Source organism: Streptococcus sp. 27098_8_134, from assembly GCF_041431675.1.
GTDB classification, from domain to species: domain Bacteria; phylum Bacillota; class Bacilli; order Lactobacillales; family Streptococcaceae; genus Streptococcus; species Streptococcus sanguinis_R.
Genome location: NZ_JAPVYD010000004.1, coordinates 125,415 through 151,909, shown reverse-complemented (window position 1 = coordinate 151,909; position 26,495 = coordinate 125,415). Strand labels below are relative to the sequence as shown.

Here is a 26,495-nt window from a genome sequence, read left to right as displayed (position 1 = left end):
AGAGTTTCCAATCATAGAAATCAACCAAGTCGAAAGACTTGGTTTTTTGTATCCCAAAATCATTTTTATGTTAAAACGCTAACAAAAAATAGGATTGTATGATATAATTTAGACAGATTATTGCGATTTAGGAGATATTATGAATAAGATAAAAGTTATATGAGATTGTTGATTAGGAGATTTTTGTTAGGGGGATCCAGATGAATGAATGCAATGGCTTACTGTTACTCATTCTCTGGTTTAAAGGATTTGTTATTCTTTTTAGAATAATTTGAAAGGGATTTTATGAAAAAGTTTTTTGGGGAGAAGCAAACTCGTTTTGCTTTTAGGAAATTAGCTGTCGGGCTTGTTTCGGCTGCTATTTCTAGTTTGTTTTTTGTGTCTATCGTTGGGGTTGACTCTGTTCAAGCGCAGGAAAAGTTGAATGTACACTATAAATACGTGACAGATAATGAAATAACTTCGCAAGAAAAGGAGTTGATTGTAAGTGGATTTCCTAAAATGCCTGAAGGCAATGAGGAGACTTACTATCTTGTCTACAGGTTAAACTCAAACGCTGGAGCAAAAACGTTACCGAATACAGGAGACAATAACCATTCCAATACTATGATGACGGCTGGTCTGTTAACGACGATAGGATTGGTTGTTTTTGTTGTGTCGAAAAGAAAGGTTAAAAGCAAGTTTCTATTGACTGTTTTGGTGGGAGCTGGTGTCGGAGGAGGCTTGATACTATCTGTCGATGCACTGGAAAATGGGATCTTGCTACAGTATAATGCGGAATATCAAGTGTCGGCTGGGGAAAGTCTGCCGTCACCAAGTGAAATTTCAGGCTATACCTATGTTGGCTACATAAAAGATGAATCGATTAAAAAATTATTAGACAATAAGATTCTTGATCATCAGCAAAATGCTAATCTAGATAAAGAAGCTTTAAACCAAAACAAGAAGCTTGATTATTCTGTTTCTTTTGATAAGAATGGACTGAAAAATCAAACGGTTGGAGTCAATACAATTGAGCCTCAAGATGAAGTCTTGTCTGGCCGAGTAGCTAAGCCTGAACTATTATACAAAGAAGAGACCGTTGAAACTGAGATAGCCTTTGGAGAACAAATACAAGAGAATCCGGATTTAGCCGAAGGTACTGTAAGAGTAAAACAAGAAGGCAAACCAGGCCGTAAAATCGAAGTTGTTCGAATTTTTACTGTAGATAATGTGGAAGTTTCTAGGGAGGTTCTTTCGACAAAAATAGAGGAAGCGACTCCTAAAATAGTGGAAAAAGGGACTAAAAAACTTGACGCGCCTAGCAACAAACCAGTAGCTTCTAACTTGGTTCAACCTGAGCAAGTAGCTCCCTTACCAGAGTACACAGGCGTCCAATCCGGCGCCATCGTTGAGCCCGAGCAGGTGCCTTCTTTGCCTGAGTATTCAGGTACACTATCTGGAGCCGTCGTTGAGCCTGAACAAATTGAACCAGAGATTGGAGGTGTCCAATCCGGTGCCATAGTCGAACCTGAGCAAGTGACTTCATTGCCTGAATACACTGGTGTTCAATCTGGTGCGGTAGTTGAGCCCGAACAAGTGACTCCGCTACCTGAATACACCGGTGTTCAGGCAGGGGCAATAGTTGAGCCTGAACAAGTGACTCCGCTACTTGAATACACGGGTGTTCAGGCAGGAGCAATAGTAGAACCCGAACAAGTGACACCATTACCAGAATATACAGGCGTTCAATCCGGTGCAGTAGTAGCACCCGAACAAGTTCCTCCATTGCCGGAGTACACAGGCGTCCAATCTGGGGCCATAGTAGCACCTGAACAAGTTCCTCCATTGCCGGAGTACACCGGTGTTCAAGCAGGAGCAATCGTAGAACCTGAACAAGTGTCTTCGTTACCTGAATATACAGGAACTCAATCTGGAGCGATTGTTGAGCCTGAGCAGGTAGAGCCTCCGCAAGAGTATACTGGATACATCGAACCAGCAGCGCCAGAAGCGGAAAATCCTGCTGAAAAAGCTCAAGAGCCAAAAGAGCAGAAGCAAGAACCAGAAAAGAATATCGAGCTAAGAAATGTATCTGATGTAGAGCTGTATAGTCTAGCTGATGGAAAATACAAACAGCACGTTTCTCTAGATGCCATTCCAAGCAATCAAGAGAATTATTTCGTGAAAGTAAAATCTTCTAAATTTAAAGATGTCTTCTTGCCAATTTCTTCAATAGTCGATAGCACGAAAGATGGTCAGCCGGTTTATAAAATTACAGCAAGTGCTGAAAAATTAAAACAGGATGTTGACAATAAGTACGAGGACAATTTTACTTTCTATCTAGCTAAGAAGGCAGAGAGAGAAGTCACAAACTTCACTTCCTTTAGTAACTTAGTTCAAGCTATAAATAACGATCTAAGTGGAACTTATTATTTAGGTGCCAGTCTGAATGCCAACGAGGTCGAACTAGAAAATGGCGCTAGCAGTTATATAAAGGGCAGATTTACTGGTAAGCTCTTCGGCAGCAAAGACGGGAAACATTATGCTATTTATAATTTGAAGAAGCCTTTATTCGACACTTTGAGCGCTTCTACTGTAGAAAATCTGGTTCTTAAAGATGTAAATATCTCAGGGAAAACTGATATTGGAGCTCTTGGAAATGAAGCCAATAATGCAACAAGGATTAACAATGTCCACGTAGACGGTGTTCTGGCTGGCGAACGTGGCATTGGTGGCTTGGTGTGGAAGGCTGATAATTCTAAGATTACAAATAGTAGTTTCAAGGGAAGAATTGTCAACTCCTATGAAACGAGGTCACCATACAATATCGGAGGATTAGTAGGTCAATTGACTGGCATCAATGCAGTAGTTGATAAGTCAAAAGCTTCGATTACCATCTCGTCAAATGCGGATAGCACAAACCAAACTGTCGGCGGCCTTGCAGGTCTTGTCGAGAAAGATGCGCTTATCAGCAATAGTTACGCTGAGGGCCAGATTAATAATGTGAAGCGCTTTGGAAGTGTTGCTGGTGTGGCTGGCTACTTGTGGGATAGAGATTCTAGCGAAGAGAGACACGCTGGAAGATTGCATAATGTTCTCAGTGATGTCAATGTTATGAACGGGAATGCCATTAGTGGCTATCACTATCGAGGAATGCGAATAACTGACTCATATAGCAACAAGGAAAACAGAGTCTACAAAGTGACTCTTGAAAAGGATGAGGTTGTCACCAAGGAATCCCTCGAAGAGAGAGGAACATTGATTGATGCTGCTCAAATCGCAAGTAAGAAATCTGAAATCAACTCTCTTGCTGTACCGAAAGTCGAAAACTTACTGACTAGCAGAAATATAGAAAGTGATTTTTCTAAGGTTAAAGACTATCAAGCCAGTCGAGCTTTAGCGTATAAGAATATAGAAAAATTACTGCCGTTTTATAATAAGGCGACCATTGTCAAATACGGTAATCTGGTAAAAGAAGATAGCGCCTTGTATGAAAAAGAAGTCCTATCTGCAGTCATGATGAAGGATAATGAAGTGATTACAGATATTGCTTCACATAAGGAGGCGGCTAATAAGCTCTTGCTACACTATAAGGATCATTCATCTGAAACACTAGATCTCACCTACCAATCTGACTTTAGTAAGTTAGCAGAATATCGTGTGGGCGATACAGGTCTCATCTATACGCCAAATCAATTCTTGCATAGTCATAGTTCGATCATCAATGAAGTTTTGCCTGATTTGAGAGCGGTCGATTATCAATCAGAGTCTACCAGAAACACCCTAGGTATTTCTTCAGGCGTTTCACTGACGGAATTATACTTAGAAGAGCAGTTTGCTAAAACCAAGGAAAATCTAGCAAATACACTGGAAAAACTTTTGTCTGCTGATGCAGTCATTGCCAGCGAAAATCAAACGATTAATGGTTACGTCGTAGATAAAATCAAACGCAACAAGGAAGCCTTGCTTTTAGGTTTGACCTATTTAGAGCGCTGGTACAACTTTAACTATGGTGACGTGAATATTAAAGACTTAGTCATGTACCACATGGATTTCTTTGGTAAGGGCAACGTGTCACCGCTAGACACGATCATTGAATTAGGTAAATCTGGCTTTAACAATCTTCTGGCCAAGAACAACGTAGATGCCTATAGCATCAGCCTTGCCAACAATAATGCAACAAAAGATTTGTTTAGCACTCTGGCCAATTACCGAGAGGTATTTTTACCAAACAAAACAAATAATCAATGGTTCAAAGAGCAAACCAAGGCTTATATCGTTGAAGAAAAATCAGCTATTGATGAGGTGAGGGTCAAACAAGAGCAGGTTGGCAGCAAATATTCTATCGGGGTGTATGACAGAATTACCAGCGACACTTGGAAATACCGAAATATGGTCCTACCTTTGCTGACAATGCCTGAAAGATCAGTCTTTGTCATCTCGACTATATCCAGCCTTGGCTTTGGTGCCTATGACAGATATAGAAATAATGAACACAGAGCAGGGGAAGAACTCAATAAGTTTGTTGAGGAAAATGCTCAGGAAACCGCAAAACGCCAACGCGACCATTATGATTATTGGTACAGAATATTAGACGAGCAGGGCCGTGAAAAGCTCTATCGAAATATCTTGCTCTATGACGCCTATAAGTTTGGAGATGATACTACTGTCGGCAAAGCTACAGTGGAGGCGCAATTTGACAGTTCTAATCCAGCTATGAAATACTTCTTTGGACCGGTTGGAAACAAGGTCGTACACAATAAGCATGGAGCTTACGCTACTGGAGACGGGGTTTACTACATGGGCTATCGCATGCTGGACAAGGACGGAGCCATTACCTATACCCATGAAATGACCCATGATTCTGATAATGAGATCTATTTAGGCGGATATGGAAGGAGAAGCGGTCTTGGTCCAGAATTCTTCGCCAAGGGCTTGTTGCAAGCACCAGACCATCCAGATGATGCGACAATCACGGTCAACTCAATTCTTAAATATGACAAGAATGATGTGACGGAGAAATCTCGTTTGCAAGTCCTAGATCCAACTAAACGTTTCCAAAATGCGGATGATTTGAAAAACTATGTTCACAATATGTTTGATGTCATTTATATGTTGGAGTACCTAGAAGGGATGTCAATCGTGAACCGTCTATCTGATGTACAGAAAGTAAACGCGCTAAGAAAAGTCGAGAATAAATATGTTCGAGATGCTGATGGAAATGATGTTTACGCAACCAATGTGATAAAAAATATTACAATGGCGGATGCGCAGAAAATAAACTCATTCGACAGTCTGATTGAAAACAATATTCTTTCAGCGCGTGAGTACAAAAATGGTGATGTAGAAAGAAACGGCTACCATACGATTAAACTCTTCTCTCCGATTTATTCTGCATTAAGCAGTGAAAAAGGAACGCCTGGAGATCTTATGGGACGGCGTATGGCTTATGAACTTTTGGCAGCTAAAGGTTTCAAAGATGGTATGGTTCCTTATATCTCTAATCAGTATGAAGATGATGCTAAGCAAAACGGGAAAACCATCAGTATCTATGGTAAGACAAGAGGTCTGGTAACAGATGACTTGGTTTTACGCAAGGTCTTCAACGGTCAGTTTAATAATTGGACTGAGTTTAAGAAGGCTATGTATGAAGAACGTAAAAACAAGTTCGACAGCCTGAACAAGGTCACATTTGATGATACAAGACAACCATGGACAAGTTATGCTACTAAGACTATAAGTACCGTGGGAGAGTTGCAGGAATTGATGGATGAAGCCGTACTCAAAGATGCAAATGATAATTGGTATTCTTGGAGCGGCTATAAACCAGAACATGACAGTGCTGTCCATAAGCTTAAAAAAGCAGTTTTCAAAGCTTACCTTGATCAGACTAAAGATTTCAGAACATCAATCTTTGAAAACCAGAAGTGATTGGTTTGAGCAGTCAAATGGTCTGCAAAGTTACAAGTCTGAAATGTTAGGGCAGAGCTTGAATTACTCTTAAATTCAGACCTTCTTGCAGATAAGAAATTACAAACCTAGTGAAAACTAGGTTTGTTTTTTTACATAAGTCAAGCAATTAAAACAGTTGCTGGTCTGCTTTCAGGCAGTTTGTTGCTGACAGTCATTTATGAGGTTGATGATAAGCAGAAAACAGTCTGAAATGACCTTTACGCTCTTTCATATTTTTGTTATAATATTTGTATTAAAGCGTGCATTTGCGCGCTCTTTTCTGTGTTTTAAAGGCACTGAGTGCTTTAGAGTGAGTTATTTTTGAATAGATAGTGAAGGAGGCGTTATGTTATACATTTGGTCTTATTTGAAGAGATATCCTAAGTGGCTAGTCTTGGACTTTGTCGCGGCAATCTTTTTTGTAATCGTCAATCTAGGTCTGCCAACGGTGCTGGCTCGGATGATTGATGAGGGAATCAATCCCAAGCAGACAGACCGGCTCTTTTTCTGGGCTTGGGTGATGTTTGGCGTTATTATCTTAGGAGTGCTGGGGCGAATCGTTCTGGCTTATGCGGCTGGGAAGCTAACGACGACCATGGTGCAGGATATGCGCAATGATCTCTATGCTAAGCTGCAAGAGTATTCTCATCATGAGTATGAGCAAATCGGTGTATCCTCTTTGGTCACGCGCTTGACCTCGGATGCTTTTGTACTCATGCAGTTTGCAGAGCAAACCCTGAAAATGGGTGTCATTACTCCCATGATGATGCTGTCTAGTATTCTCATGATTTTCTTGACCAGTCCGTCTCTGGCCTGGATTGTAGCTGTTTCAGTGCCCTTCTTGGCTGTTGTGGTCATTTATGTGGCGGTTAAAACTAAGCCCTTGTCTGAAAAGCAGCAGAAGACCCTTGATAAGATTAATCAGTATGTGAGGGAAAATTTGACTGGTCTGCGCGTTATTCGAGCTTTTGCAAGAGAGGAATTTCAAGAGAAGCGTTTTGCTGATGAAAATGAGGTCTATGCGCAAAACTCCAATAAGCTCTTTAAGCTGACTGGTCTGACAGAGCCGCTCTTTGTGCAGATTATTATTGCGATGATTGTGGCCATTGTCTGGTTTGCCCTAGATCCATTGAGGGATGGCAGCCTTGAAATCGGAAATCTCGTTGCCTTTATCGAATACAGCTTTCACGCCCTGCTGTCCTTCCTCTTCTTAGCCAATCTCTTTACCATGTATCCTCGGACGGCGGTATCGAGCCAGCGGCTCAAGGAAGTCATGGATATGCCCATTTCCATCAATCCTAACGAAGATGGTGTAACCGAGACAGATACGCAGGGTTATCTGGAGTTCGACAATGTAACCTTCGCCTATCCGGGTGAGACGGAGAGTCCTGTACTGCATAATATTTCCTTCAAGGCCAAGCCAGGTGAGACTATTGCCTTTATCGGCTCTACTGGTTCTGGTAAGTCTACACTGGTACAGTTGATTCCGCGCTTTTACGATGTAACACTAGGTAAGATTTTAGTGGACGGTGTGGACGTCCGTGAGTACAATCTGAAAGCTCTGCGTCAGAAGATTGGCTTTATTCCGCAGAAGGCTCTGCTATTTACCGGAACCATCGCAGCGAACCTGCGCTATGGAAAGGAAGAGGCTAGCCAGGAAGAGCTTAGTCAGGCGGCTGATGTTGCTCAAGCCAAGGATTTTATCGAGAGTCGGGAAGAGCGTTTTGAGACTCATCTGGCCGAGGGAGGCAGCAATCTATCCGGAGGGCAGAAGCAACGGCTCTCTATCGCCCGTGCGGTGGTCAAAAAGCCGGATATTTATATCTTTGACGACTCTTTTTCTGCTCTGGATTATAAGACAGATGCGGTGCTTCGTCGTCGTCTCAAAGAAGTGACAGGTCAAGCAACGGTGCTGATTGTAGCCCAGCGGGTGGGAACCATCATGGACGCTGACCAAATTATTGTTCTGGATCAGGGTGAAATCGTTGGACGCGGGAAGCATGAAGAGCTGATGGAAACCAATGATATTTATCGTGAGATTGCGGATTCGCAGCTGAAAAATCAAGCTTTGACAGAGGAATAGAAAGGAGACTGATATGAAAAACACATCTACTTTTGCTCGCCTGTGGAGCTACCTAAAAGTTTATAAGTTTGCAGTCGCCTTTGCAATCTTCCTCAAAATCCTCAGTGTCGTTATGAGTGTTGTCGAACCCTTTGTTTTAGGACTGGCCATTACAGAGTTGACAAATAATTTGCTGGATATGGCAAAGGGGGTAGCTGGTGCCCAGATTAATGTATCCTATGTCGGCTGGGTCATGGTCTTGTATTTTGTGCGGGCGATTTTTTATGAAATCGGTTCTTACTATTCTAATTATTTTATGACCAATGCAGTGCAGGCTACCGTTCGTGACTTGCGCGATGAACTTAGTCATAAGATTAATCGCATTCCCGTTTCTTACTTTGATAAGCACCAGTTTGGTGACTTGTTGGGGCGTTTTACCAGCGATGTCGAAGCTGTTTCAAATGCCTTGCAGCAGTCTTTTCTGCAGGTTATCAATGCAGTCTTTACTCTGATTTTGGTTATCGTCATGGTATTGGTACTCAATCTGCAGTTGGGTATCATTGTGGTAGTTTCGATTCCGATTACCTACCTTAGTGCCCGCTTTATCGTGAAGAAATCCCAACCTTACTTTAAACAGCAGGCAGATGCACTGGGAGCTATGAATGGCTTTGTTCAGGAAAATCTGACTGGTTTTAATATCTTGAAGCTCTATGTCAGAGAAGAAAGCTCCCAGGAGGATTTTCGTCAAATTACGCAAAATCTGCAAAAAGTAGGTTTTAAGGCTAGCTTTATCTCTGGTTTGATGATGCCTGTTTTGAATGTTATTTCAGATCTGACCTACCTCTTGCTGGCTCTGCTGGGCGGCCTTCAGGTTATCGCTGGGCGCTTGACAGTCGGAAATATGCAAGCTTTTGTTCAGTACGTCTGGCAGATTAACCAGCCCATTCAAAACCTGACTCAGTTAGCAGGTCAGCTGCAGAGTGCCAAGTCTTCTTTAGACCGGATTTTCCAAGTGCTGGATGAAGCAGATGAAGTCAATGATGAGACAGAAAAGCTGGATCAAGATCTGACAGGTCAGGTTAGCTTCAAGGATGTGGACTTCCAGTATGTGGCAGACAAACCGCTCATTCGGAATTTCAATCTGGAAGTCAAACCTGGAGAAATGGTGGCTATTGTTGGTCCGACTGGTGCTGGTAAGACCACGCTGATCAACCTGCTTATGCGTTTCTACGATGTGACCAAAGGCGCGATTACAGTTGATGGGCATGATATACGACATCTGTCCCGTCAGGACTACCGTAAACAGTTCGGTATGGTGCTGCAGGATGCCTGGCTTTATGAGGGGACTATCAAGGAAAATCTTCGCTTTGGCAATCTGCAAGCTACTGATGAAGAAATTGTAGAAGCGGCCAAGGCGGCTAATGTGGACCACTTTATTCGGACCTTGCCAGGCGGCTACAATATGGAAATGAACCAAGAATCCAGCAATATCTCTCTAGGGCAGAAGCAGTTGCTTACGATTGCGAGGGCTCTTTTGGCCAATCCTAAGATTCTGATTTTGGATGAAGCGACCTCATCTGTCGATACACGGCTGGAGCTCTTGATTCAGAAGGCTATGAAAACACTCATGCAGGGCAGGACTAGTTTTGTCATTGCTCACCGACTGTCGACCATTCAGGAAGCGGATAAGATTTTGGTGCTCAAAGATGGTCAGATTATCGAGCAAGGCAATCATGAGAGCCTATTGGCTGATAAAGGATTTTATTATGACCTTTATCAGAGTCAATTTTCTAAAAAAGCGGAAGAAGCTTGATAACGCTTGCTAAATTTTTTGACAACTGCTAGAATATAAGCAAAGTGAGGTAGCAATGTCTTTAACGAGTCAAATTATTACAGCAGAATTTCCTGATTTGGATAAGGTTGAGGCCTTAAACCGCGAGGCTTTTCCTGTAGAGGAAAGGGTTCCTATCAGCGAATTTCTTCGTTATACAAACGATAAACGTTCTCATTTCTTTGCCTTCTACAATGAGGAAGAATTTGTTGGTTTTGCTTTTGCAGTTTATAACGACAAAATGTTCTACGTTAGCTTCTTTGCGATTATGCCGCACCTTCGCAGCCATGGCTATGGGGGAGAAATTATTCATAAACTGACAGAGTTTTATCAAAAAACTATGGTTCTAGAGGTAGAACGTGTCGATGAAGAATGTGACAATCTAGAGCAATGTCAAGCACGTATGGACTTCTATAAGCGTAACGGCTTTCGAACGACCAATGCCTTTCTGGAATATGAAGGGTTAAGCTTTGAAATCTTGTATTTGGGACATCATTTTGATGAGGAGGCTTATCGAGATATTTTCCATATGCTGCAAGAGAAGAACTTCTTTGAATTCGAAATTAAGCACAGAAGATTTAGCGATGTGTAAAGAGTGCTAAATGATTTATAGCCATTTTTAAAAGGTTGAGATAAGATGTCTCAACCTTTTTACTATGAAAAATCTCTTTTATTTTGTTTTGGATTAGGAAGGACAATATTGTATTTTTCTCGCATTCAGCAATAGTTGAGTATATCTGTTTAAAGAAAGTAAACCATCAAAAAAAGATAGAGATAGGTTGGTGAATCATACGATTTAAAACAAACTTATTTATATCGCTTTAAAATAAGCCTTAAATCTGTGGATAAGTCAGGGATTTGCTAAAAATCTTCAAAAATATTTCGATTTATTTCGTTTTTTAAACTAACTTACCGTGAAAAGTTAAAAGTGTTGCGGAGCGGGCTATTTACGTATATAATGATAAAGCATGAAAAATTAAAAAGGAGATTCTCGTGATTAAAAAAGGTGCCTTGACAGGTTTGCTCCTGTTTGGAATGTTTTTCGGTGCTGGAAACTTGATCTTCCCGCCTTCACTTGGAACATTATCTGGTCAGCATTTTTGGCCAGCTATTGCAGGATTTGTCCTGTCTGGGGTTGGACTTGCTGTTCTGACTTTGATTATCGGAACGCTCAATCCCAAGGGCTATATTCACGAGATTTCTCAGAAGATTGCGCCTTGGTTTGCTATTGTCTATCTTGTAACCTTGTATTTGTCAATTGGGCCTTTCTTTGCTATTCCGCGGACAGCGACGGTGGCCTATGAAGTTGGTATCGCGCCTATGCTGTCTAAAAATATGACAGGTATGGGATTGATTGTTTTCACAACCCTTTACTTTGTGGCAGCTTATCTGATTTCTTTGAATCCATCTAAGATTTTGGATCGGATTGGACGTATTCTGACGCCTGTCTTTGCAGTTTTGATTATTATCTTAGTTATTCTAGGAGCTTTGAAATACGGAACAACGACACCTCAGCAGGCATCAGAAGCTTATGCTACGTCAGCTTTTGGGCAAGGGTTCTTGGAAGGTTATAACACTTTGGATGCCTTGGCTTCCGTGGCCTTCAGCGTAATCACAGTAACAACTCTTAACCAGCTAGGTTTCAAGAATAAAAAGGAATATGTTTTAACCATCTGGGTTGTTGGTTTGATGGTAGCCTTGGGTTTTAGCGCCATGTATATCGGTTTGGCTTTTCTGGGCAATCATTTCCCAGTTCCAGCCGAGATTATTGCCAAAGGCAATCCAGGTGTTTATGTCCTATCGCAGGCGACACAGGCTATCTTTGGACCTACAGCACAGATTTTCCTTGCAGCTATGGTTACTGTGACTTGTTTTACAACAACTGCGGGACTTATTGTATCGACTGGGGAATTCTTCCATAAAACTTTCCCTAAGGTATCTTATAAAGTTTACGCAACTGTCTTTACTTTGATTGGATTTGCGATTGCCAATCTTGGCCTCAATGCCATTATCCAATATTCTGTTCCAGTCTTGCAAATTCTCTATCCAATTACCATTGTTATCGTACTGATTGTCATTGTCAATAAATTCTTGCCACTATCCAAAATCGGTATGCAATTGACAGTAGCAGCAGTGACTGTGATTTCCTTTGCGGGCATTCTTGGGCAGCAGTTCAATATTACAAAGGTAAGTGATATTGTAAATGCCCTTCCGTTTGCTCAGACTTCCCTGCCTTGGTTGGTGCCAGCTCTAGTTGGAATCCTACTTTCTCTCTTTTTGCCAAATAAGCAGAAGAGTGAGCGCTTTGAGATAGAAAGCTAATAGATGACATACGCCACAATGTGGTGGATGTTTTTGCCAAATCCAGAAATCTCAAGCAATATAACATCAAATTCAAGTTTTTTCAAATCTATCTCCCTATTTTTAGGGAGATTTTTATTTTATACTAGAGTCAGAAATTGATAGAGAGGTTTTTTAAATGGCAACAAGTTTTTTGTTCTTTATTTCTGTTTTTCTGGCGGGGATTCTATCTTTTTTCTCGCCCTGTATTTTACCGCTTATGCCAGTCTATGTGGGAATTTTGCTGGATTCGGACCAGCCGAAAACGGTTCGATTTATGGGAAAAGACATTTCCTGGTATGGTCTAGCTAAGACGCTCTGCTTTATAGCCGGCTTATCAACTGTATTCTTAGTTTTGGGCTACGGAGCTGGCGCTCTAGGGCAAGTTCTCTATGCCCCTTGGTTTCGCTATGTTCTGGGCGGTATTGTCATTCTACTGGGAATCCACCAGATGGGAATCATTAATATCCAGCAACTGCAAAAGCAAAGGAGCATCCAACTTAAAAAGAATAGTAAAAGAAGTGATTTTCTTAACGCTTTTCTCTTGGGTATTACCTTTAGCTTTGGTTGGACGCCCTGTGTAGGACCTGTTCTGAGTTCTGTCTTAGCTATTGCAGCTTCAGGAGGCAACGGCGCTCTTCAGGGAGGCTTGCTTATGTTGGTTTATACACTTGGATTAGCCCTTCCTTTTCTAGCCATGGCTTTGGCTTCTGGCTGGGTATTACAGCGTTTTGCGAAACTCAAACCTTATATGGGAACGCTTAAGAAAATCGGCGGAGCACTCATCATTCTCATGGGAATTTTGCTCATGCTGGGAAATCTCAACATCCTAGCATCATTATTTGGATAAATATTATATAATTAAAGGAGAAACATCATGAAAAAAATCGCTACACTTACAATCGCTGCACTTAGTGTCTTTGTCCTAGCTGCCTGCTCTAATCAAAAATCAGATTCTGATATGAAGAAGACGGATGACAGCAGCATGATGAAGAAAGATGACATGAAAAAAGACGACATGAAGAAGGAGGATATGAAAGACTCTAGCATGTCTGATGATAAGATGAAAAAGGATGACATGAAGGACTCTTCAATGATGTCCGACAGTAAGTCTGACATGAAAGATGATATGAAATCAAGTGATTCAAGCATGAAGGATGACATGAAAGATTCATCCGAAATGTCATCTGAAAAATAAGAATTCCACCATAGGAAAGAAAGTCGTCAGTTTTGCCGGCTTTCTCCTTATTTTGAAAGGAAAGAAAACGATGAAGAAGTTATCGATATTGACTGTCAGTCTGCTTTGTGTCGGCTTATTGGGGGCCTGTTCAAATCAGAAAATGAACTCGGAAATTTCTAAAAGTGATAAAAGTAATATGGAAACAAAAGCTGATTCTGGGCAATCTACCAAGATGGCCAAGGACTTTAGTCTGCAAGGAGTGGACGGCAAGACCTACAAGCTGTCTGATTTCAAGGGCAAGAAAGTATATCTTAAGTTTTGGGCTTCTTGGTGCTCTATCTGTCTATCTACTCTTGGTGATACTAATGATTTGGCTAAGGAGCAGTCAGGAAAAGATTATGTTGTTCTATCGGTGGTGTCTCCGACTTTTAATGGAGAAAAGTCTGCTGATGATTTCAAGGAATGGTACAAATCTTTGGATTATAAAGACTTCCCAGTTCTCATGGACACCAAGGGTGAATTGCTGAAAGAATACGGTATTCGCTCTTATCCATCTGCTCTATTCGTAGGAAGCGACGGTTCTCTTGCCAAGACACATATTGGCTACATGAGCAAGGAAGATATTGAGAAAACATTGAAAGAAATCAAGTAGAAAGGAGCAATGAACATGGAAGGCAAATGGAAAATTCTTCTGGTTATGCTTGGTTTGCTTGTCTGCTTTGGACTGGTCTATGTGATTGCGGGGAATGGTAAGCAATCATCTCCTGAACAGATCAAGAAAGCCTCTATGAGCAAGACAGAAACTGTATCCCAACAAAAGCAAGAAGATGTCAAGGAAGAAGACAAGCGGGAGATTTATCTGGCTGGTGGCTGTTTCTGGGGAGTAGAAGAGTACTTTTCTCGCGTGCCAGGTGTACTTGATGCAGTATCAGGCTATGCAAATGGTAAGGGAGACACGACCAAGTATGAATTAGTCTCTCAAACTGGTCACGCTGAGACTGTTCACATCACTTACAATGCCAAGAAAATTTCGCTAAAAGAAATTCTGCTTCACTATTTCCGCATTATTGATCCAACTTCTAAAAACAAGCAGGGAAATGATCAGGGTACCCAGTATCGGACAGGTGTTTATTATAAGGATGAAGCTGATCTAGATACCATTAACCAGGTCTTTGATGAAGTTGCTAAGAAATATGATAAGCCTTTAGCTGTTGAAAAAGAACCTCTGAAAAACTTTATCAAAGCAGAAGATTATCATCAGGATTACCTAAAAAAGAATCCTAATGGATATTGCCATATCGATGTCAATCAAGCTGCTTACCCAGTTATCGAAGCTAGTCGCTATCCTAAGCCTAGCGATGAAGAGATTAAGGCTAAGCTCTCGCCAGAAGAATATGCAGTCACACAAAAGAATGACACAGAGCGGGCCTTTTCTAACCGCTATTGGGATAAGTTTGATGCTGGTATCTATGTGGATGTGGTGACAGGCGAGCCTCTTTTTTCATCAAAGGATAAGTTTGACTCAGGTTGCGGTTGGCCGAGTTTCACCCGTCCTATCAGTCCAGATGTTGCAACTTACAAAGAAGACAAGAGTTTCAACATGACACGGACAGAAGTTCGCAGTCGAGTTGGAAATTCCCATCTGGGCCATGTTTTCACTGACGGTCCTAAGGACAAGGGTGGCTTGCGCTATTGCATCAATAGTCTGTCAATCAAGTTCATTCCAAAAGCTGAAATGGAGGAGAAGGGCTACGGTTATCTTTTGGATTATGTTTAAGAGCATTTTGATTGAAAATTTGCTATAATAAATCCAGTATAAATAAGGAGTTGAATCTTGTGTATTCAATTATGATTGTAGAGGATGAGTATCTAGTAAGACAGGGGATTGCGTCCTTGGTAAACTATGAGCAGTTTGGCATGCAAGTCATTGCCCAGGCTGAAAATGGAATAGAAGCTTGGCAGAAATTTCAGGAAAATCCTGCTGACATCCTGCTGACCGATATCAATATGCCACAGATGAACGGCCTTGAATTGGCCAAGCTAGTCAGAGACCAGGCTCCTAAGTGCCATATCGTTTTTCTGACGGGCTATGATGATTTTGACTATGCTCGGATGGCTATTAAGCTAGGTGCAGATGACTATCTTCTCAAGCCCTTTTCCAGGGATGATGTTGAGGAAATGTTGGCCAAGGTGCAGACCAAACTTGATAAGGAACGTAAAAAAGCCCAGATTCAAAATTTGGTTGATCAGGGACAGCACTCTGAGTTGGAAGATGCTATTCATGCGCGTCTTGCTGATTCAGAATTAAGTCTGAAAAATTTGGCTTTCCAATTAGGGTTTAGTCCGTCCTACCTTAGTGTTCTTATCAAAAAAGAACTAGGCTTGCCCTTTCAAGATTATCTGATCCAAGAGCGGATGAAAAAAGCAAAACTCTTACTCCTGACTACAGATTTGAAGATTTATGAAATAGCAGAGCAGGTAGGTTTTGAAGATATGAACTATTTTTCTCAGCGCTTCAAGCAGGTGGTTGGGCTGACACCTCGGCAGTTTAAAAAAGGAGAGGAGAAATGAAACGATATCCGCTTCTTATCCAATTGATTGTCTATATTTTTCTGTTGGTTCTTTTACTCTTGGGATTTGTTGGGAGTCTTTACTATCAGACTAGCTCGGGGACTATTCGGCAGCTGACAGAGCGGACGACGCGCAATAGCATGGAGCAAAGCGGGCAGTTCATTGCTTCCTATTTGCAAAAATTAAAACAAACCACCTCCACACTGAGCAAGGAAGAAACGATTCGGAAGTTTGCTCAGAATCAAGAAAGCAGCGAAACGTCAGTACAGGCTTTGATGAAAACCATCATTGAAACAGATCCGGATTTAGTGTCGGCAGTATTGGTTACCAAGGACGGGCGCGTGGTCTCGACAGATACTCAAATCAGCATGCAGACATCCTCTGATATGATGAATGAAAAATGGTATCAGGAAGCTGTCCATACCAGAGCCATGCCTGTCTTGACTCCTGCTCGCAAAGAGTCTCTGTCATCAGAGAAAGAGAAGTGGGTTGTTTCCGTCACTCAGGAAGTAGTGGATGAAACAGGGCAGAATCTAGGTGTTTTACGTTTGGATATTGGCTACAATAGTCTCAAAGCCTATTTGGATCGGCTTCAGCTAGGAAAGAAGGGCTTTAGCTTTATTGTCAATAGCCAGCATGAATTTGTCTATCATCCTAAGAAAAGTGTTTACTCCTCCAGTCAGGAAATGAAAGCTATGCAGTCCTATATCTCGGTCAAGGATGGTTACGCAGACCAGAAAGAGGCTTTTGTCTATCAGATTGATATCGCAGACAGCGACTGGACTTTAATTGGCGTTGCCTCTTTAGAGCAATTACAGATGCTTCAGTCACAGATGCTTTATTCTTTTATAGGAATGGGCGTTTTAGCACTCCTGATGTGCTTGACTGGTATTTGGTTTGTCCTGCGTTTGTGGATTAAGCCTCTTCAGAATCTACAAGCTGTTATTCTGAAGATTGGGGCAGGCGACTCAAATCTGCGAGCGGAAGCTAAGGGTTCTCCAGAGTTGGTTGACTTGGCTCAGCAGTTCAATAAAATGCTGGACCAAATTGAACAACTAATGGAAGCTGTTAAGACTGAAGAACAAAATGTCCGCCGCTATGAGCTCCGAGCTCTCTCAGCTCAAATCAACCCCCATTTCCTTTATAATACCTTAGATACGATTGTCTGGATGGCTGAGTTTAATGATAGCAAGCGTGTTGTTGAGGTAACAAAATCACTCGCCCAGTATTTCCGCTTGGCGCTCAATCAAGGACATGAACAGATTGCTCTCAAAGATGAGATTGATCACGTTCGTCAATATCTTTTTATCCAGAAGCAGCGCTATGGTGACAAGCTCCAATATGAGATTGAAGAGGATGAATCTATAGCTGATTATAAACTGCCCAAGCTGGTACTTCAGCCTTTGGTTGAAAATGCCATCTACCATGGAATCAAGGAAATTGACAGACAGGGCATGATTCAAGTTACTGCAGCAGCAGAAGATGGGCAACTGATACTGTCTATCTATGATAACGGCCGTGGCTTTGAACTCCGCGACTCTACGGACATGACTCTCCCTCGCTTAGGTGGTGTCGGTCTGAAAAATGTTGATCAACGCTTAAGATTGCAGTTCGGGGACGACTACCATATGGAAATCGATTCTGAACCAGATAAATTCACCAAGATTAGTTTTTATTTGCCGCTAGTTACAGATGATTAAATCTATTAAGTTTTAAAATATTCAAGCCGGTAGGATTTTCTCCGGCTTTTTACTGTTTGAAAAAATGTACTGATTTTGCTGTTCATCAAGTAAAATTTTCTCTTTTCCGAGCTACATTATGTTTACCAGAAAATTACCGTAGCGGATTTGTGAAAAATCTATAAGATTCATTTATAATGATAAATGAATGAATATTCTAGGTAAGGAGTTAGAGGAGAGTAAATGGAGTCGCCTTTATTTTTTGTTTCAGTTTTTTTAGCGGGTATTTTGTCCTTCTTTTCCCCTTGTATTTTTCCTTTATTGCCGGTTTATATTGGCATTTTATTGGATGACAAGGAGGTCAAGACCCTGAAAGTATTCGGCCGAGAGCTTGCTTGGCAGGGAATGGTTAGAACACTCTTTTTCATTGCGGGTATCTCAACAGTTTTCTTTTTGCTAGGTTTTGGGGCTGGATTTTTAGGAACTATTATTTACAGTTCGACCTTTCGTTATGTGATGGGGGGCCTCATCATTTTGCTAGGTCTGCATCAGATGGAGCTTATTAACATTCGCCAATTACAGATTCAAAAGAGTTTGACTTTCAAAAAGAACGGTCAGAAACATCATTTTTGGTCTGCTTTCTTACTAGGGATTACCTTTAGCTTTGGTTGGACTCCTTGCATTGGACCAATCCTCAGCTCAGTTTTAGCCTTAGCAGCTTCAGGTGGGAATGGTGCATTTCAGGGAGCAATTTTGACCTTGATTTACACTTTAGGAATGGCCCTGCCTTTCCTAATCCTAGCTTTGGCGTCTAGCTTTGTTATGCAGTATTTTAATAAAATCAAGCCTTATATGGGCCTGATGAAGAAAATCGGCGGAGCCCTGATTATTCTGATGGGAATTTTGCTGATGTTAGGACAGCTTAATGCTCTGTCTGGACTTTTTGGATAAAAGGAGAAAGAAATATGAAAAAATTCGTTACATTATTAGCAACTGTGTCAGCTGTTGCCTTTTTGGCAGCCTGCTCGGAACAAGAAGAGAAGCCTATGACTATGCCTACAACCAGCAGTTCATCAAGTGAGGCCTCTCAGACAAGTACAGTCGCCCAAGCAGCTGTCGGTCAAGAGGCGCCCGACTTTACTTTGCAGTCTATGGATGGAAAAACAGTCAAACTTTCTGACTACAAAGGCAAGAAAGTGTATCTAAAATTTTGGGCTTCTTGGTGCGGACCTTGTAAGAAGAGTATGCCAGAATTGGTCGAATTAGCTGGTAAAACAGATCGTGATTTTGAAATCTTGACAGTTGTAGCACCAGGTCTCCAAGGAGAGAAGTCTGCTGAGGAATTCCCAAAATGGTTTCAAGAACAAGGTTATAAAGATGTACCAGTTCTATTTGACACTTCAGGAGAAATTTTCCAAGCCTATCAAATTCGTAGCATCCCAACTGAAATCCTTATTGACAGTCAAGGGAAAATCGGTAAAATCCAGTTTGGGGCTATCAGTAATGCTGATGCAGAAGTAGCTTTCAAAGAAATGAAATAAAGTAAAAAAGAATGGATCATAAGTCCATTCTTTTTAGTTTGTAAGGTGATTAAACGCTAGCACCTGATGTCGCATCAGCTGCTCCGCCTCCGTGACCACCATCGCCTCCAGCATCAGAAGCACCAGAAGTAGCATCTGTGTCTCCATGGCCTCCAGCAGCAGGAGCGAATGGTCCACTGCCTCCAACCAAACGTTGACCAGTTTCTTTTAAGTACCAGTCGAGCCATGGTTGGAAATTAAAGACGATTTCATTGATACCTGCGTATGATCCGTCAGGATAATACATAGCCTGGTAGTTGTGAGTATTGATAACGCCTGCAGGTGAACCTGGGACGATTGTACGTACGTATTCTTGATTTCCGTTGCGAAGTGTTCCGATAACCCACTCTACATTCTTCATCCGAGCTGGTGGAAGAGAACCATGAACAGTTGACATACGGCTACCTGATTGAGGTGGCACACGTTTAGCAAACATGGTGTCTGGGTCTTGGTGGGCGTTGTTGTAGTAGAGGAATTGGTTGTTATCGTCAGCGTATGTCAATTCAAATGGCATAGCTTTTAAGAACATATCAATTTGATTAACGGTCAAGATACCATGGTCGAGTTTGACATAAGTATCGCCTGAAACAGCGCCAGTGATTTCAGCGACTTTTTCCACCCATTCTGGATCATCTGGATCAACTTCTGTAATTGTCGTAGCGATTGGTTTTCCGCAGTCTAAGTCTTCAGGTTCAATTGGTTTTGGTTTTTTCAATTTTGAAACGACCTCTACATATTTGATAAAGTTATCTAAGCATGTTTCAAGGAAATTCACAGTTCCTTCGTTGGTGATATTGCCATCATTGTCAAAAGCTTCCTTGGCTTTGCCCAACAGGAACTCATTGCCTGGAAGGGTATAAGCATTGACACCAGGAGCATCTAGGATTTTACGCAGGTGAACTTGAGCACGAGAAGTTCCTTGGTCGTAGTATGATGCACCAACAATCATGACCGGCTTGTTTTCGAAAGGATGAACCTCGTAAGAGAGCCATTCTAAGACACTCTTCAAAGGAGCACTGATAGTATGATTGTGCTCAGGAGTTGCGATGATGACACCGTCTGCACGTGTGATTTTGTTATACAAATAACGTAATTGGAAGCTTTCATCCCATTTTTCATCCTGGTTAAACATTGGGACTTCATCGATTTCTAAGACTTCCAATTCAAATTTAATTTTGAACTGACGGCGGATGAATTCCAATAATTTTCGGTTATATGATTGTTCGTAGTTTGATCCTACAATTCCAACAAATTTCATTCTTTCAGTCTCCTATCTTACAATTTTTCCCAGTTAAATTCTTCAGCATCTTTGCGAAGCAATTCTTGTGCGTTGCGCAATTTTTCAGTGATTTTGACAAAGATACGGAAGTCATCAAAGATAGCATCCAATTTTTTGACAACGTCAAGATCTACCAAGTCTCCGCTTTGGTCAAAAGCTTGAAGAGAATGTGAAAGCAAGAACTCATCTGGAAGAACAGTTGCCTTGATTTCTGGAGCGTTCAAAATTTGACGGAGCTGCAATTGGGCACGAGAGGAGCCAAGTGTACCATAAGAAGCACCAGTGATCATGACCGGCTTGTTCAGCAGTGGATAGATACCATAAGAAAGCCAAGCTAGGGCATTCATGAGCACAGCTGGGATAGAATGGTCGTATTCAGGTGTGCCGATAAGTACGCCATCCGCTGCATCAATTTTTTCGGCAATTTCTGATACCAATTCAGGCACATTTCTGTCAGCAGGTTTATTAAACATAGGAATATCTTTAATCTCAACCAGCTCGATTTCAGCCTTGTCAGCGAAGTGCTTAGACATATATTGAAGAAGTTGCCGGTTTGTAGAACGGTTAGAATTTGTTCCAACAATTGCAATAAGTTTTAACATAAAATTTCCTTTCTGAAATTAAGATACAGAGCCCTCATGTGAGTATTTATTTTTCTTTAGGCAAGTAAAACCTAGAAGAAAGAGAGGGCGTTTTTAAATGGGCATTGTTTATAAAAGCTAGGGGGATAGAGGTAGCATTTGGTGTGGCAGCAAATTTATCACTTTTGAATTAAGAAGCAGGAATAATCTGCTCTAAAAGACCTGAGCTACAGAAGAGTTGACTGTCTTGGGTGATAATCAAGGCTTCAATCCCTGTTTGCTGTTCAATCTGTGACAGAATTGATGTCGGACTTTCACCAAATAAACGAGTTGTCCAGATTTCGCCATCTACCGACTTGTCTGAAACAATGGTCAGACTAGCTAATTGATTTTCGATAGGATAGCCTGTTTTGCGATCCAGAATGTGATGGTAGTTCTGCCCCTCAACTGTAAGGGTTCGCTCGTAGATTCCTGATGTGACCACTGACTGATTGGTGACAGCAAGTATAGCTGAGTGATTGCCGCGTAACAGCTTGGGATTTTGGATGCCAATCCGCCAGGCGCGCTGGCTGACTGCATTTTGCCCAATGGTTAGTACATTGCCACCAAGATTGATAAGAGCAGAAGTCACTCCCTGACTCAGCAAATAGTCCTTAATCTTATCAGCGATATAGCCTTTAGCCAAGGCGCCTAGATCCAGTTTCATGCCTTTCTTAGCCAAAAAGACACTACGGTCTTCTGGATTCAGCTCAAGCAAGTTTGGGTCAGTCAGGCTCAGAGCTTGCTGAATCTCCTCTGTACTTGGGAGACGGGCGTCTGAAAATCCTATCCGCCAGGTCTGGACTAGAGGGCCGATTGTGATATTTAAGTGGCTGCCTTCTGCTAGGCTGTGATATTTTCCCAGCTCAATCAGCTCAAAAAGCTCTGGATGAACTGAGACACTTTTAATTCCTGCCAGATGGTTGATAGTCATAAGTTCAGAGTCTTCATCATTGGCACTGAAGCGATTTTTATAGACATGAAGCAGTCGGACCGCCTCATCTAAGAGTATTTCCGCTCGCTCATGATAGAGAGAGATGCAAATTGTACTCCCCATCAAATGAAGCGAGCGAGAAGCGAAGTCCACATTATCACAACCTTTCTAAAATTAACCTCTCTGACCTTATTATATCAAAAAGATACCGGTTTCACAATCTTAAAATTGTTATATTTTCAGAAAATTAACTTTCGCACAAAGCTGTATTTTCGAAGCGATGAGACAGCGGTAGTACAGCTTTTTAGGCAGGATAAGAATTTTTGAAAATATCGAGCAAATTTCTTGTAAACGCTCACAGGAGATGATATACTGGTCTAGTAAATTATAAATTAAGGTAGGACTATTCTTATGAGTAAAATCGTTGTAGTTGGTGCAAACCACGCAGGTACAGCGTGTATTAATACAATGTTGGATAATTATGGTGCAGAAAATGAAGTAGTTATTTTTGACCAAAACTCAAACATTTCATTCTTGGCATGCGGAATGGCCCTTTGGATTGGACAGCAAATCAGCAAGCCAGATGGACTTTTTTATGCAGATAAAGAAACTTTTGAAGCAAAAGGCGCAAAAGTTTATATGAATTCACCAGTTGAGTCAATTGATTATGATGCGAAAAAAGTTACAGCTATTGTAGACGGCAAAGAGCATGTGGAGTCTTATGACAAATTGATTTTGGCAACAGGTTCTCAGCCAATTCTGCCTCCGATTAAAGGTGCTGAGCTGGATCCTAACAGCCGCGAATTTAAGTCAACCTTAGAAAATCTCCAATTCGTAAAACTGTATCAAAATGCTGCAGATGTTATCGAGAAATTGCAAGACAAGAGCAAACATATCGAACGTGTGGCAGTAGTAGGTGCTGGTTACATTGGGGTTGAGTTGGCAGAAGCCTTCAAACGCCTTGGTAAAGAAGTGATTCTGATTGACGTTGTGGATACTTGCTTGGCTGGTTATTATGACCACGACTTGTCTGATATGATGCGCCAAAACCTTGAAGACAATGGTGTTCAATTAGCCTTCGGACAAACTGTTCAAGCTATTGAAGGTGAAAACAAGGTAGAACGTATTGTAACAGATAAAGCTAGCTATGATGTAGATATGGTTGTCTTGGCAGTTGGCTTCCGTCCAAACACTGGTCTTGGTGCTGGCAAGCTGGAAACATTCCGCAATGGTGCTTTCTTGGTAGATAAGAAGCAAGAAACTAGCATCAAAGATGTTTATGCAATTGGTGACTGTGCGACTGTTTATGATAACTCTATCAATGATACAAACTACATCGCCTTGGCTTCTAACGCCCTGCGCTCTGGTATCGTAGCAGCTCATAATGCTTGCGGTCATGAATTGGAATCAAACGGTGTTCAAGGTTCTAACGGTATCGAAATCTTTGGTCTGAAGATGGTTTCAACTGGTCTGACTGAAGAAAAAGCTAAACGCTTTGGTTACAGCCCAGCTGTGGTTGAGTTTAAAGACACTCAAAAACCAACTTTCCTTGAAAAGGTTGAGCATCATGATGTTACAATCAAGATTGTCTATGATAAGGACACGCGTGTAGTTCTTGGAGCTCAGATGGTTTCTAGAGAAGATATGTCTATGGGTATTCACATGTTCTCATTGGCCATTCAGGAAAAGGTTACAATTGATAAACTAGCCTTGTTGGATCTCTTCTTCCTGCCACACTTCAACAAACCATACAACTACATTACTCAAGCAGCTTTGCGCGCTAAATAAGAAAATAAGTAAGTCTGGGACGATTCCCAGACTTTTTTGTATAGAGCCTTTAAAAAGAATACTGAAATAAGAAATTTATATTTCATCTGTTTATCAGGCCTGCTTTGTGCTAGAATATTGGTAAAGTAACTATTTAGAGGAGATTGAGAATGGCAAAAAAGTCTATCTCGCATAAGGACGACATCAAGAGAGAATTTAATTTCACAACTCATTCGATTATTTCCCAGGTTTTACGAGGTATTTTAGTTGGGATTTTTGCTGGACTGGTAGTGGGCATTTTTCGCTTTCTGATTGAAAAAATCTTTCATTTAGTGCAGGATGTCTACCATAGGAGTCAGCAGTCTATGCTTTGGTTATTGTCCTTGGTGTTGCTTTATTGTTTCATCGTCTTGCTCAATGCCCACTTGGTAAAGTCGGAGAAAAATATCAAGGGGTCAGGGATTCCGCAGGTTGAAGCAGAGCTGAAAGGCCTGATGTCGCTTTCTTGGTGGAGTGTTCTCTGGAAGAAGTTTGTATTGGGGATTTTAGCCATTTCAAGCGGTCTGATGTTGGGTCGAGAAGGACCAAGTATTCAGTTGGGTGCTATGAGCGGCAAAGGCGTCTCTAAATTTCTGAATTTGAGTGCTGCTGAGGAGAGAGCGCTCATTGCCAGCGGTGCAGCAGCAGGCTTAGCAGCTGCTTTTAATGCACCAATCGCAGGTTTGCTATTCGTGGTAGAAGAAGTTTACCGTCATTTTTCACGCTTTTTCTGGGTCTCTACGCTGGCGGCCAGTCTAGTTGCTAACTTTGTCTCGCTCTCCATGTTTGGACTGACGCCAGTACTGGACATGCCGGATAATATCCCGGTCATGAGGCTGGAGCAGTATTGGATTTACTTAGTCATGGGCTTGCTGCTGGGCTTGTCAGGCTTTATTTATGAGAAAGTTATTTTGAATATTCAGCTGCTTTATGAGTTTTTGGGTCGCTTGTTTAGGATTTCAGAAGCTTACTATCCTATTCTGGCCTTTGCCCTGATTCTTCCGATTGGTTATTTCTTGCCTCACTTGTTGGGCGGGGGCAATCAGTTGATTTTATCTTTGACTGCTGAGCATTACACTGTGGGAACCTTGCTCTTGTTTTTCGCTCTGCGTTTTGTCTGGAGTATGTTAAGTTACGGCAGCGGATTGCCAGGTGGTATTTTCCTGCCTATCCTGGCTCTGGGTTCATTGCTTGGCGGAGCAATGGGTGCGGTCTGTCTGCAGCAGGGTTTGATTTCTCAGGAGCAATTTCCGATTTTCATTATTCTGGGCATGAGTGGCTATTTTGGCGCCATTTCCAAGGCTCCACTGACAGCCATGATTCTGGTCACAGAGATGGTTGGGGACATTCGTAATCTTATGCCTCTGGGAATGGTCACTCTGACTGCTTACATTATCATGGATTTGCTAAAAGGAGCGCCAGTCTATGAAGCCATGCTGGAAAAAATGTTGCCAGACAGTATCGAGGACCAGGGAGATACGACTTTAATTGAAATCCCTGTTTCTGAAAAGATTGCCGGTCGGCAAGTGCATGAGCTAAACTTGCCAGATGGGGTCTTGATTACCATGAATGTCCACAAGGGAAAGACTCAAACGGTCAATGGCAGCACGCGCCTCTATCTGGGAGATACGATTTACTTGGTGCTGAAAAAGACGGAAATCGGAAAAGTCAAAGAAGAGCTGCTTTAGCGGTCTAAATATATAGTTTTTTTGATTAAATTGTCAGACAATTTCTTGAAATATCAGAAAAAAACTGGTATAATTTACAGGAAATAATCTCTATCTAGGAGAGAAAACAAAGGAGTCACCATGAAAAAACTTGGCATCGTCCTATTTTCAACGGCAATTTTACTGACTGGCTGTGCAGCCAACAACTCTTCAAACAAGACTGGCTCAAGCAGTCAAGCATCCAGCAGCCAAACTGCTGTCAATCAGAAAGAATTGAACAAGGCGACAGCGGATTACAAATCTTTTGTCCAAGGACAAATCGATCAACTCCTGACAGATACGGAGAAGTTTCGTGACGCCCTTAAAGAAGGCAAGCTTGATGAGGCTAAAAAGCGATATCCGCTTATCCGTATGGCCTACGAGCGCTCGGAGCCGATTGCTGAGAGCTTTGGTGAATCAGACGTTAAAATTGACTTCCGCTTGGTCGACTATGTTGACGAAAACAAGACCGAAGAAGGCTGGTCTGGTTTCCACCGCATCGAAAAAATCATGTGGGAGCAAAACACAACCAAGGGAACTGAAAGCTATGCCGATCAGCTGGTCAACGATATCAAGGAGCTAAAAGCAAAAATCGCAACAGTTGAAGTGACGCCGGATATGATGCTGACAGGCGCTGTTGACTTGCTCAATGAAGTAGCGACCAGCAAGATTACAGGTGAGGAAGAGGTGTTCTCCCATACAGATCTCTATGATTTCCGTGCGAATATTGAAGGAGCAGAAAAGATTTTTGAGCTCTTCAAGCCATTGATTCAGGACAAGGACGAGAAACTTGTTAAGACTTTGGAACTTGAGTTTAAAAACGTCAACGGTCTCTTAGACAAGCACATGACCGACTCTGAAAACTACAAGCTCTATACAGAATTGACAAAAGAAGACACCAAGGAGCTGGCAGAAGCTGTAACAAAACTGGGTGAGCCTCTTTCACAAATGGGAGTCATTCTAGACGGGAAGTAAT

Annotated in this window: 19 protein-coding genes; 16 read left to right on the top strand and 3 right to left on the bottom strand. The window is 41.7% G+C overall.

The window, feature by feature from the left end:
* The first annotated feature begins 285 nt into the window (after nucleotides 1-285).
* The 13 genes from O3620_RS10075 to sdbB all read left to right on the top strand — a co-directional run bounded on the left by O3620_RS10075 (nucleotide 286) and on the right by sdbB (nucleotide 19,135).
* Complete coding sequence (locus O3620_RS10075) at nucleotides 286-5,910, top strand: ZmpA/ZmpB/ZmpC family metallo-endopeptidase (RefSeq protein WP_371601692.1); 5,625 nt, start codon at nucleotides 286-288, stop codon at nucleotides 5,908-5,910.
* 367 nt (nucleotides 5,911-6,277) lie between these two features.
* Complete coding sequence (locus O3620_RS10070) at nucleotides 6,278-8,014, top strand: ABC transporter ATP-binding protein (RefSeq protein WP_002919062.1); 1,737 nt, start codon at nucleotides 6,278-6,280, stop codon at nucleotides 8,012-8,014.
* Nucleotides 8,015-8,027: 13 nt separating this feature from the next.
* Nucleotides 8,028-9,806, top strand: a complete 1,779-nt coding sequence (locus O3620_RS10065) for an ABC transporter ATP-binding protein (protein ID WP_002919061.1) — start codon at nucleotides 8,028-8,030, stop codon at nucleotides 9,804-9,806.
* 55 nt (nucleotides 9,807-9,861) lie between these two features.
* Nucleotides 9,862-10,416: a GNAT family N-acetyltransferase gene (locus O3620_RS10060; RefSeq protein WP_371601691.1), complete on the top strand. Its 555-nt coding sequence runs from the start codon at nucleotides 9,862-9,864 to the stop codon at nucleotides 10,414-10,416.
* 401 nt (nucleotides 10,417-10,817) lie between these two features.
* Entirely contained in the window at nucleotides 10,818-12,146 is a 1,329-nt protein-coding gene (brnQ, locus tag O3620_RS10055) for a branched-chain amino acid transport system II carrier protein (RefSeq protein ID WP_002919059.1), read from the top strand.
* 157 nt (nucleotides 12,147-12,303) lie between these two features.
* Nucleotides 12,304-13,014, top strand: a complete 711-nt coding sequence (gene ccdA2 / locus O3620_RS10050) for a thiol-disulfide oxidoreductase-associated membrane protein CcdA2 (RefSeq protein WP_002919058.1) — start codon at nucleotides 12,304-12,306, stop codon at nucleotides 13,012-13,014.
* Between the two features lie 27 nt (nucleotides 13,015-13,041).
* Nucleotides 13,042-13,362: a hypothetical protein gene (locus O3620_RS10045; protein WP_002919057.1), complete on the top strand. Its 321-nt coding sequence runs from the start codon at nucleotides 13,042-13,044 to the stop codon at nucleotides 13,360-13,362.
* A gap of 70 nt (nucleotides 13,363-13,432) precedes the next feature.
* Nucleotides 13,433-13,996, top strand: coding sequence for a redoxin family protein (locus tag O3620_RS10040; protein ID WP_002919056.1), 564 nt, complete (start codon nucleotides 13,433-13,435; stop codon nucleotides 13,994-13,996).
* Between the two features lie 15 nt (nucleotides 13,997-14,011).
* Nucleotides 14,012-15,121: a peptide-methionine (R)-S-oxide reductase MsrB gene (gene msrB / locus O3620_RS10035; RefSeq protein ID WP_032912916.1), complete on the top strand. Its 1,110-nt coding sequence runs from the start codon at nucleotides 14,012-14,014 to the stop codon at nucleotides 15,119-15,121.
* Between the two features lie 59 nt (nucleotides 15,122-15,180).
* Nucleotides 15,181-15,915 carry a response regulator gene (locus O3620_RS10030; RefSeq protein ID WP_002919054.1) on the top strand — a complete coding sequence of 245 codons (735 nt, stop codon included), beginning with the start codon at nucleotides 15,181-15,183 and terminating at the stop codon, nucleotides 15,913-15,915.
* Entirely contained in the window at nucleotides 15,912-17,615 is a 1,704-nt protein-coding gene (locus tag O3620_RS10025) for a sensor histidine kinase (protein WP_002919053.1), read from the top strand. Before O3620_RS10030 ends, O3620_RS10025 begins: the two co-directional genes overlap by 4 nt.
* 222 nt (nucleotides 17,616-17,837) lie before the next feature.
* A complete protein-coding gene (gene ccdA2 / locus O3620_RS10020; RefSeq protein ID WP_002913575.1) occupies nucleotides 17,838-18,545 on the top strand; it encodes a thiol-disulfide oxidoreductase-associated membrane protein CcdA2 in 708 nt (235 codons plus the stop codon).
* A gap of 14 nt (nucleotides 18,546-18,559) precedes the next feature.
* On the top strand, nucleotides 18,560-19,135 hold the full coding sequence (sdbB, locus tag O3620_RS10015; RefSeq protein WP_002919050.1) for a thiol-disulfide oxidoreductase-associated lipoprotein SdbB: 576 nt from the start codon (nucleotides 18,560-18,562) through the stop codon (nucleotides 19,133-19,135).
* Between the two features lie 49 nt (nucleotides 19,136-19,184).
* Here sdbB and O3620_RS10010 read toward each other — a convergent pair whose 3' ends face one another.
* The 3 genes from O3620_RS10010 to O3620_RS10000 form a co-directional block, all read right to left on the bottom strand.
* Nucleotides 19,185-20,432, bottom strand: coding sequence for an NAD(P)H-dependent oxidoreductase (locus O3620_RS10010; protein ID WP_002919049.1), 1,248 nt, complete (start codon nucleotides 20,430-20,432; stop codon nucleotides 19,185-19,187).
* A gap of 17 nt (nucleotides 20,433-20,449) precedes the next feature.
* The gene (locus O3620_RS10005) at nucleotides 20,450-21,055 is read right to left on the bottom strand and encodes an NADPH-dependent FMN reductase (RefSeq protein WP_002906610.1); all 606 of its coding nucleotides are present in this window, start codon (nucleotides 21,053-21,055) and stop codon (nucleotides 20,450-20,452) included.
* A 169-nt stretch (nucleotides 21,056-21,224) separates the two neighbouring features.
* Entirely contained in the window at nucleotides 21,225-22,160 is a 936-nt protein-coding gene (locus O3620_RS10000; protein WP_002919047.1) for an FAD:protein FMN transferase, read from the bottom strand.
* A 258-nt stretch (nucleotides 22,161-22,418) separates the two neighbouring features.
* Here O3620_RS10000 and nox point away from each other — a divergent pair, with 258 nt between their 5' ends.
* The 3 genes from nox to efeO all read left to right on the top strand — a co-directional run bounded on the left by nox (nucleotide 22,419) and on the right by efeO (nucleotide 26,494).
* Nucleotides 22,419-23,795 (top strand): H2O-forming NADH oxidase, encoded by a 1,377-nt coding sequence (gene nox / locus O3620_RS09995; protein WP_002919045.1) that lies wholly within the window; start codon nucleotides 22,419-22,421, stop codon nucleotides 23,793-23,795.
* Nucleotides 23,796-23,944: 149 nt separating this feature from the next.
* A complete protein-coding gene (locus O3620_RS09990; protein ID WP_002919044.1) occupies nucleotides 23,945-25,501 on the top strand; it encodes a ClC family H(+)/Cl(-) exchange transporter in 1,557 nt (518 codons plus the stop codon).
* 120 nt (nucleotides 25,502-25,621) lie between these two features.
* Complete coding sequence (gene efeO, locus O3620_RS09985; RefSeq protein ID WP_002919043.1) at nucleotides 25,622-26,494, top strand: iron uptake system protein EfeO; 873 nt, start codon at nucleotides 25,622-25,624, stop codon at nucleotides 26,492-26,494.
* Nucleotide 26,495: the final 1 nt, after the last annotated feature.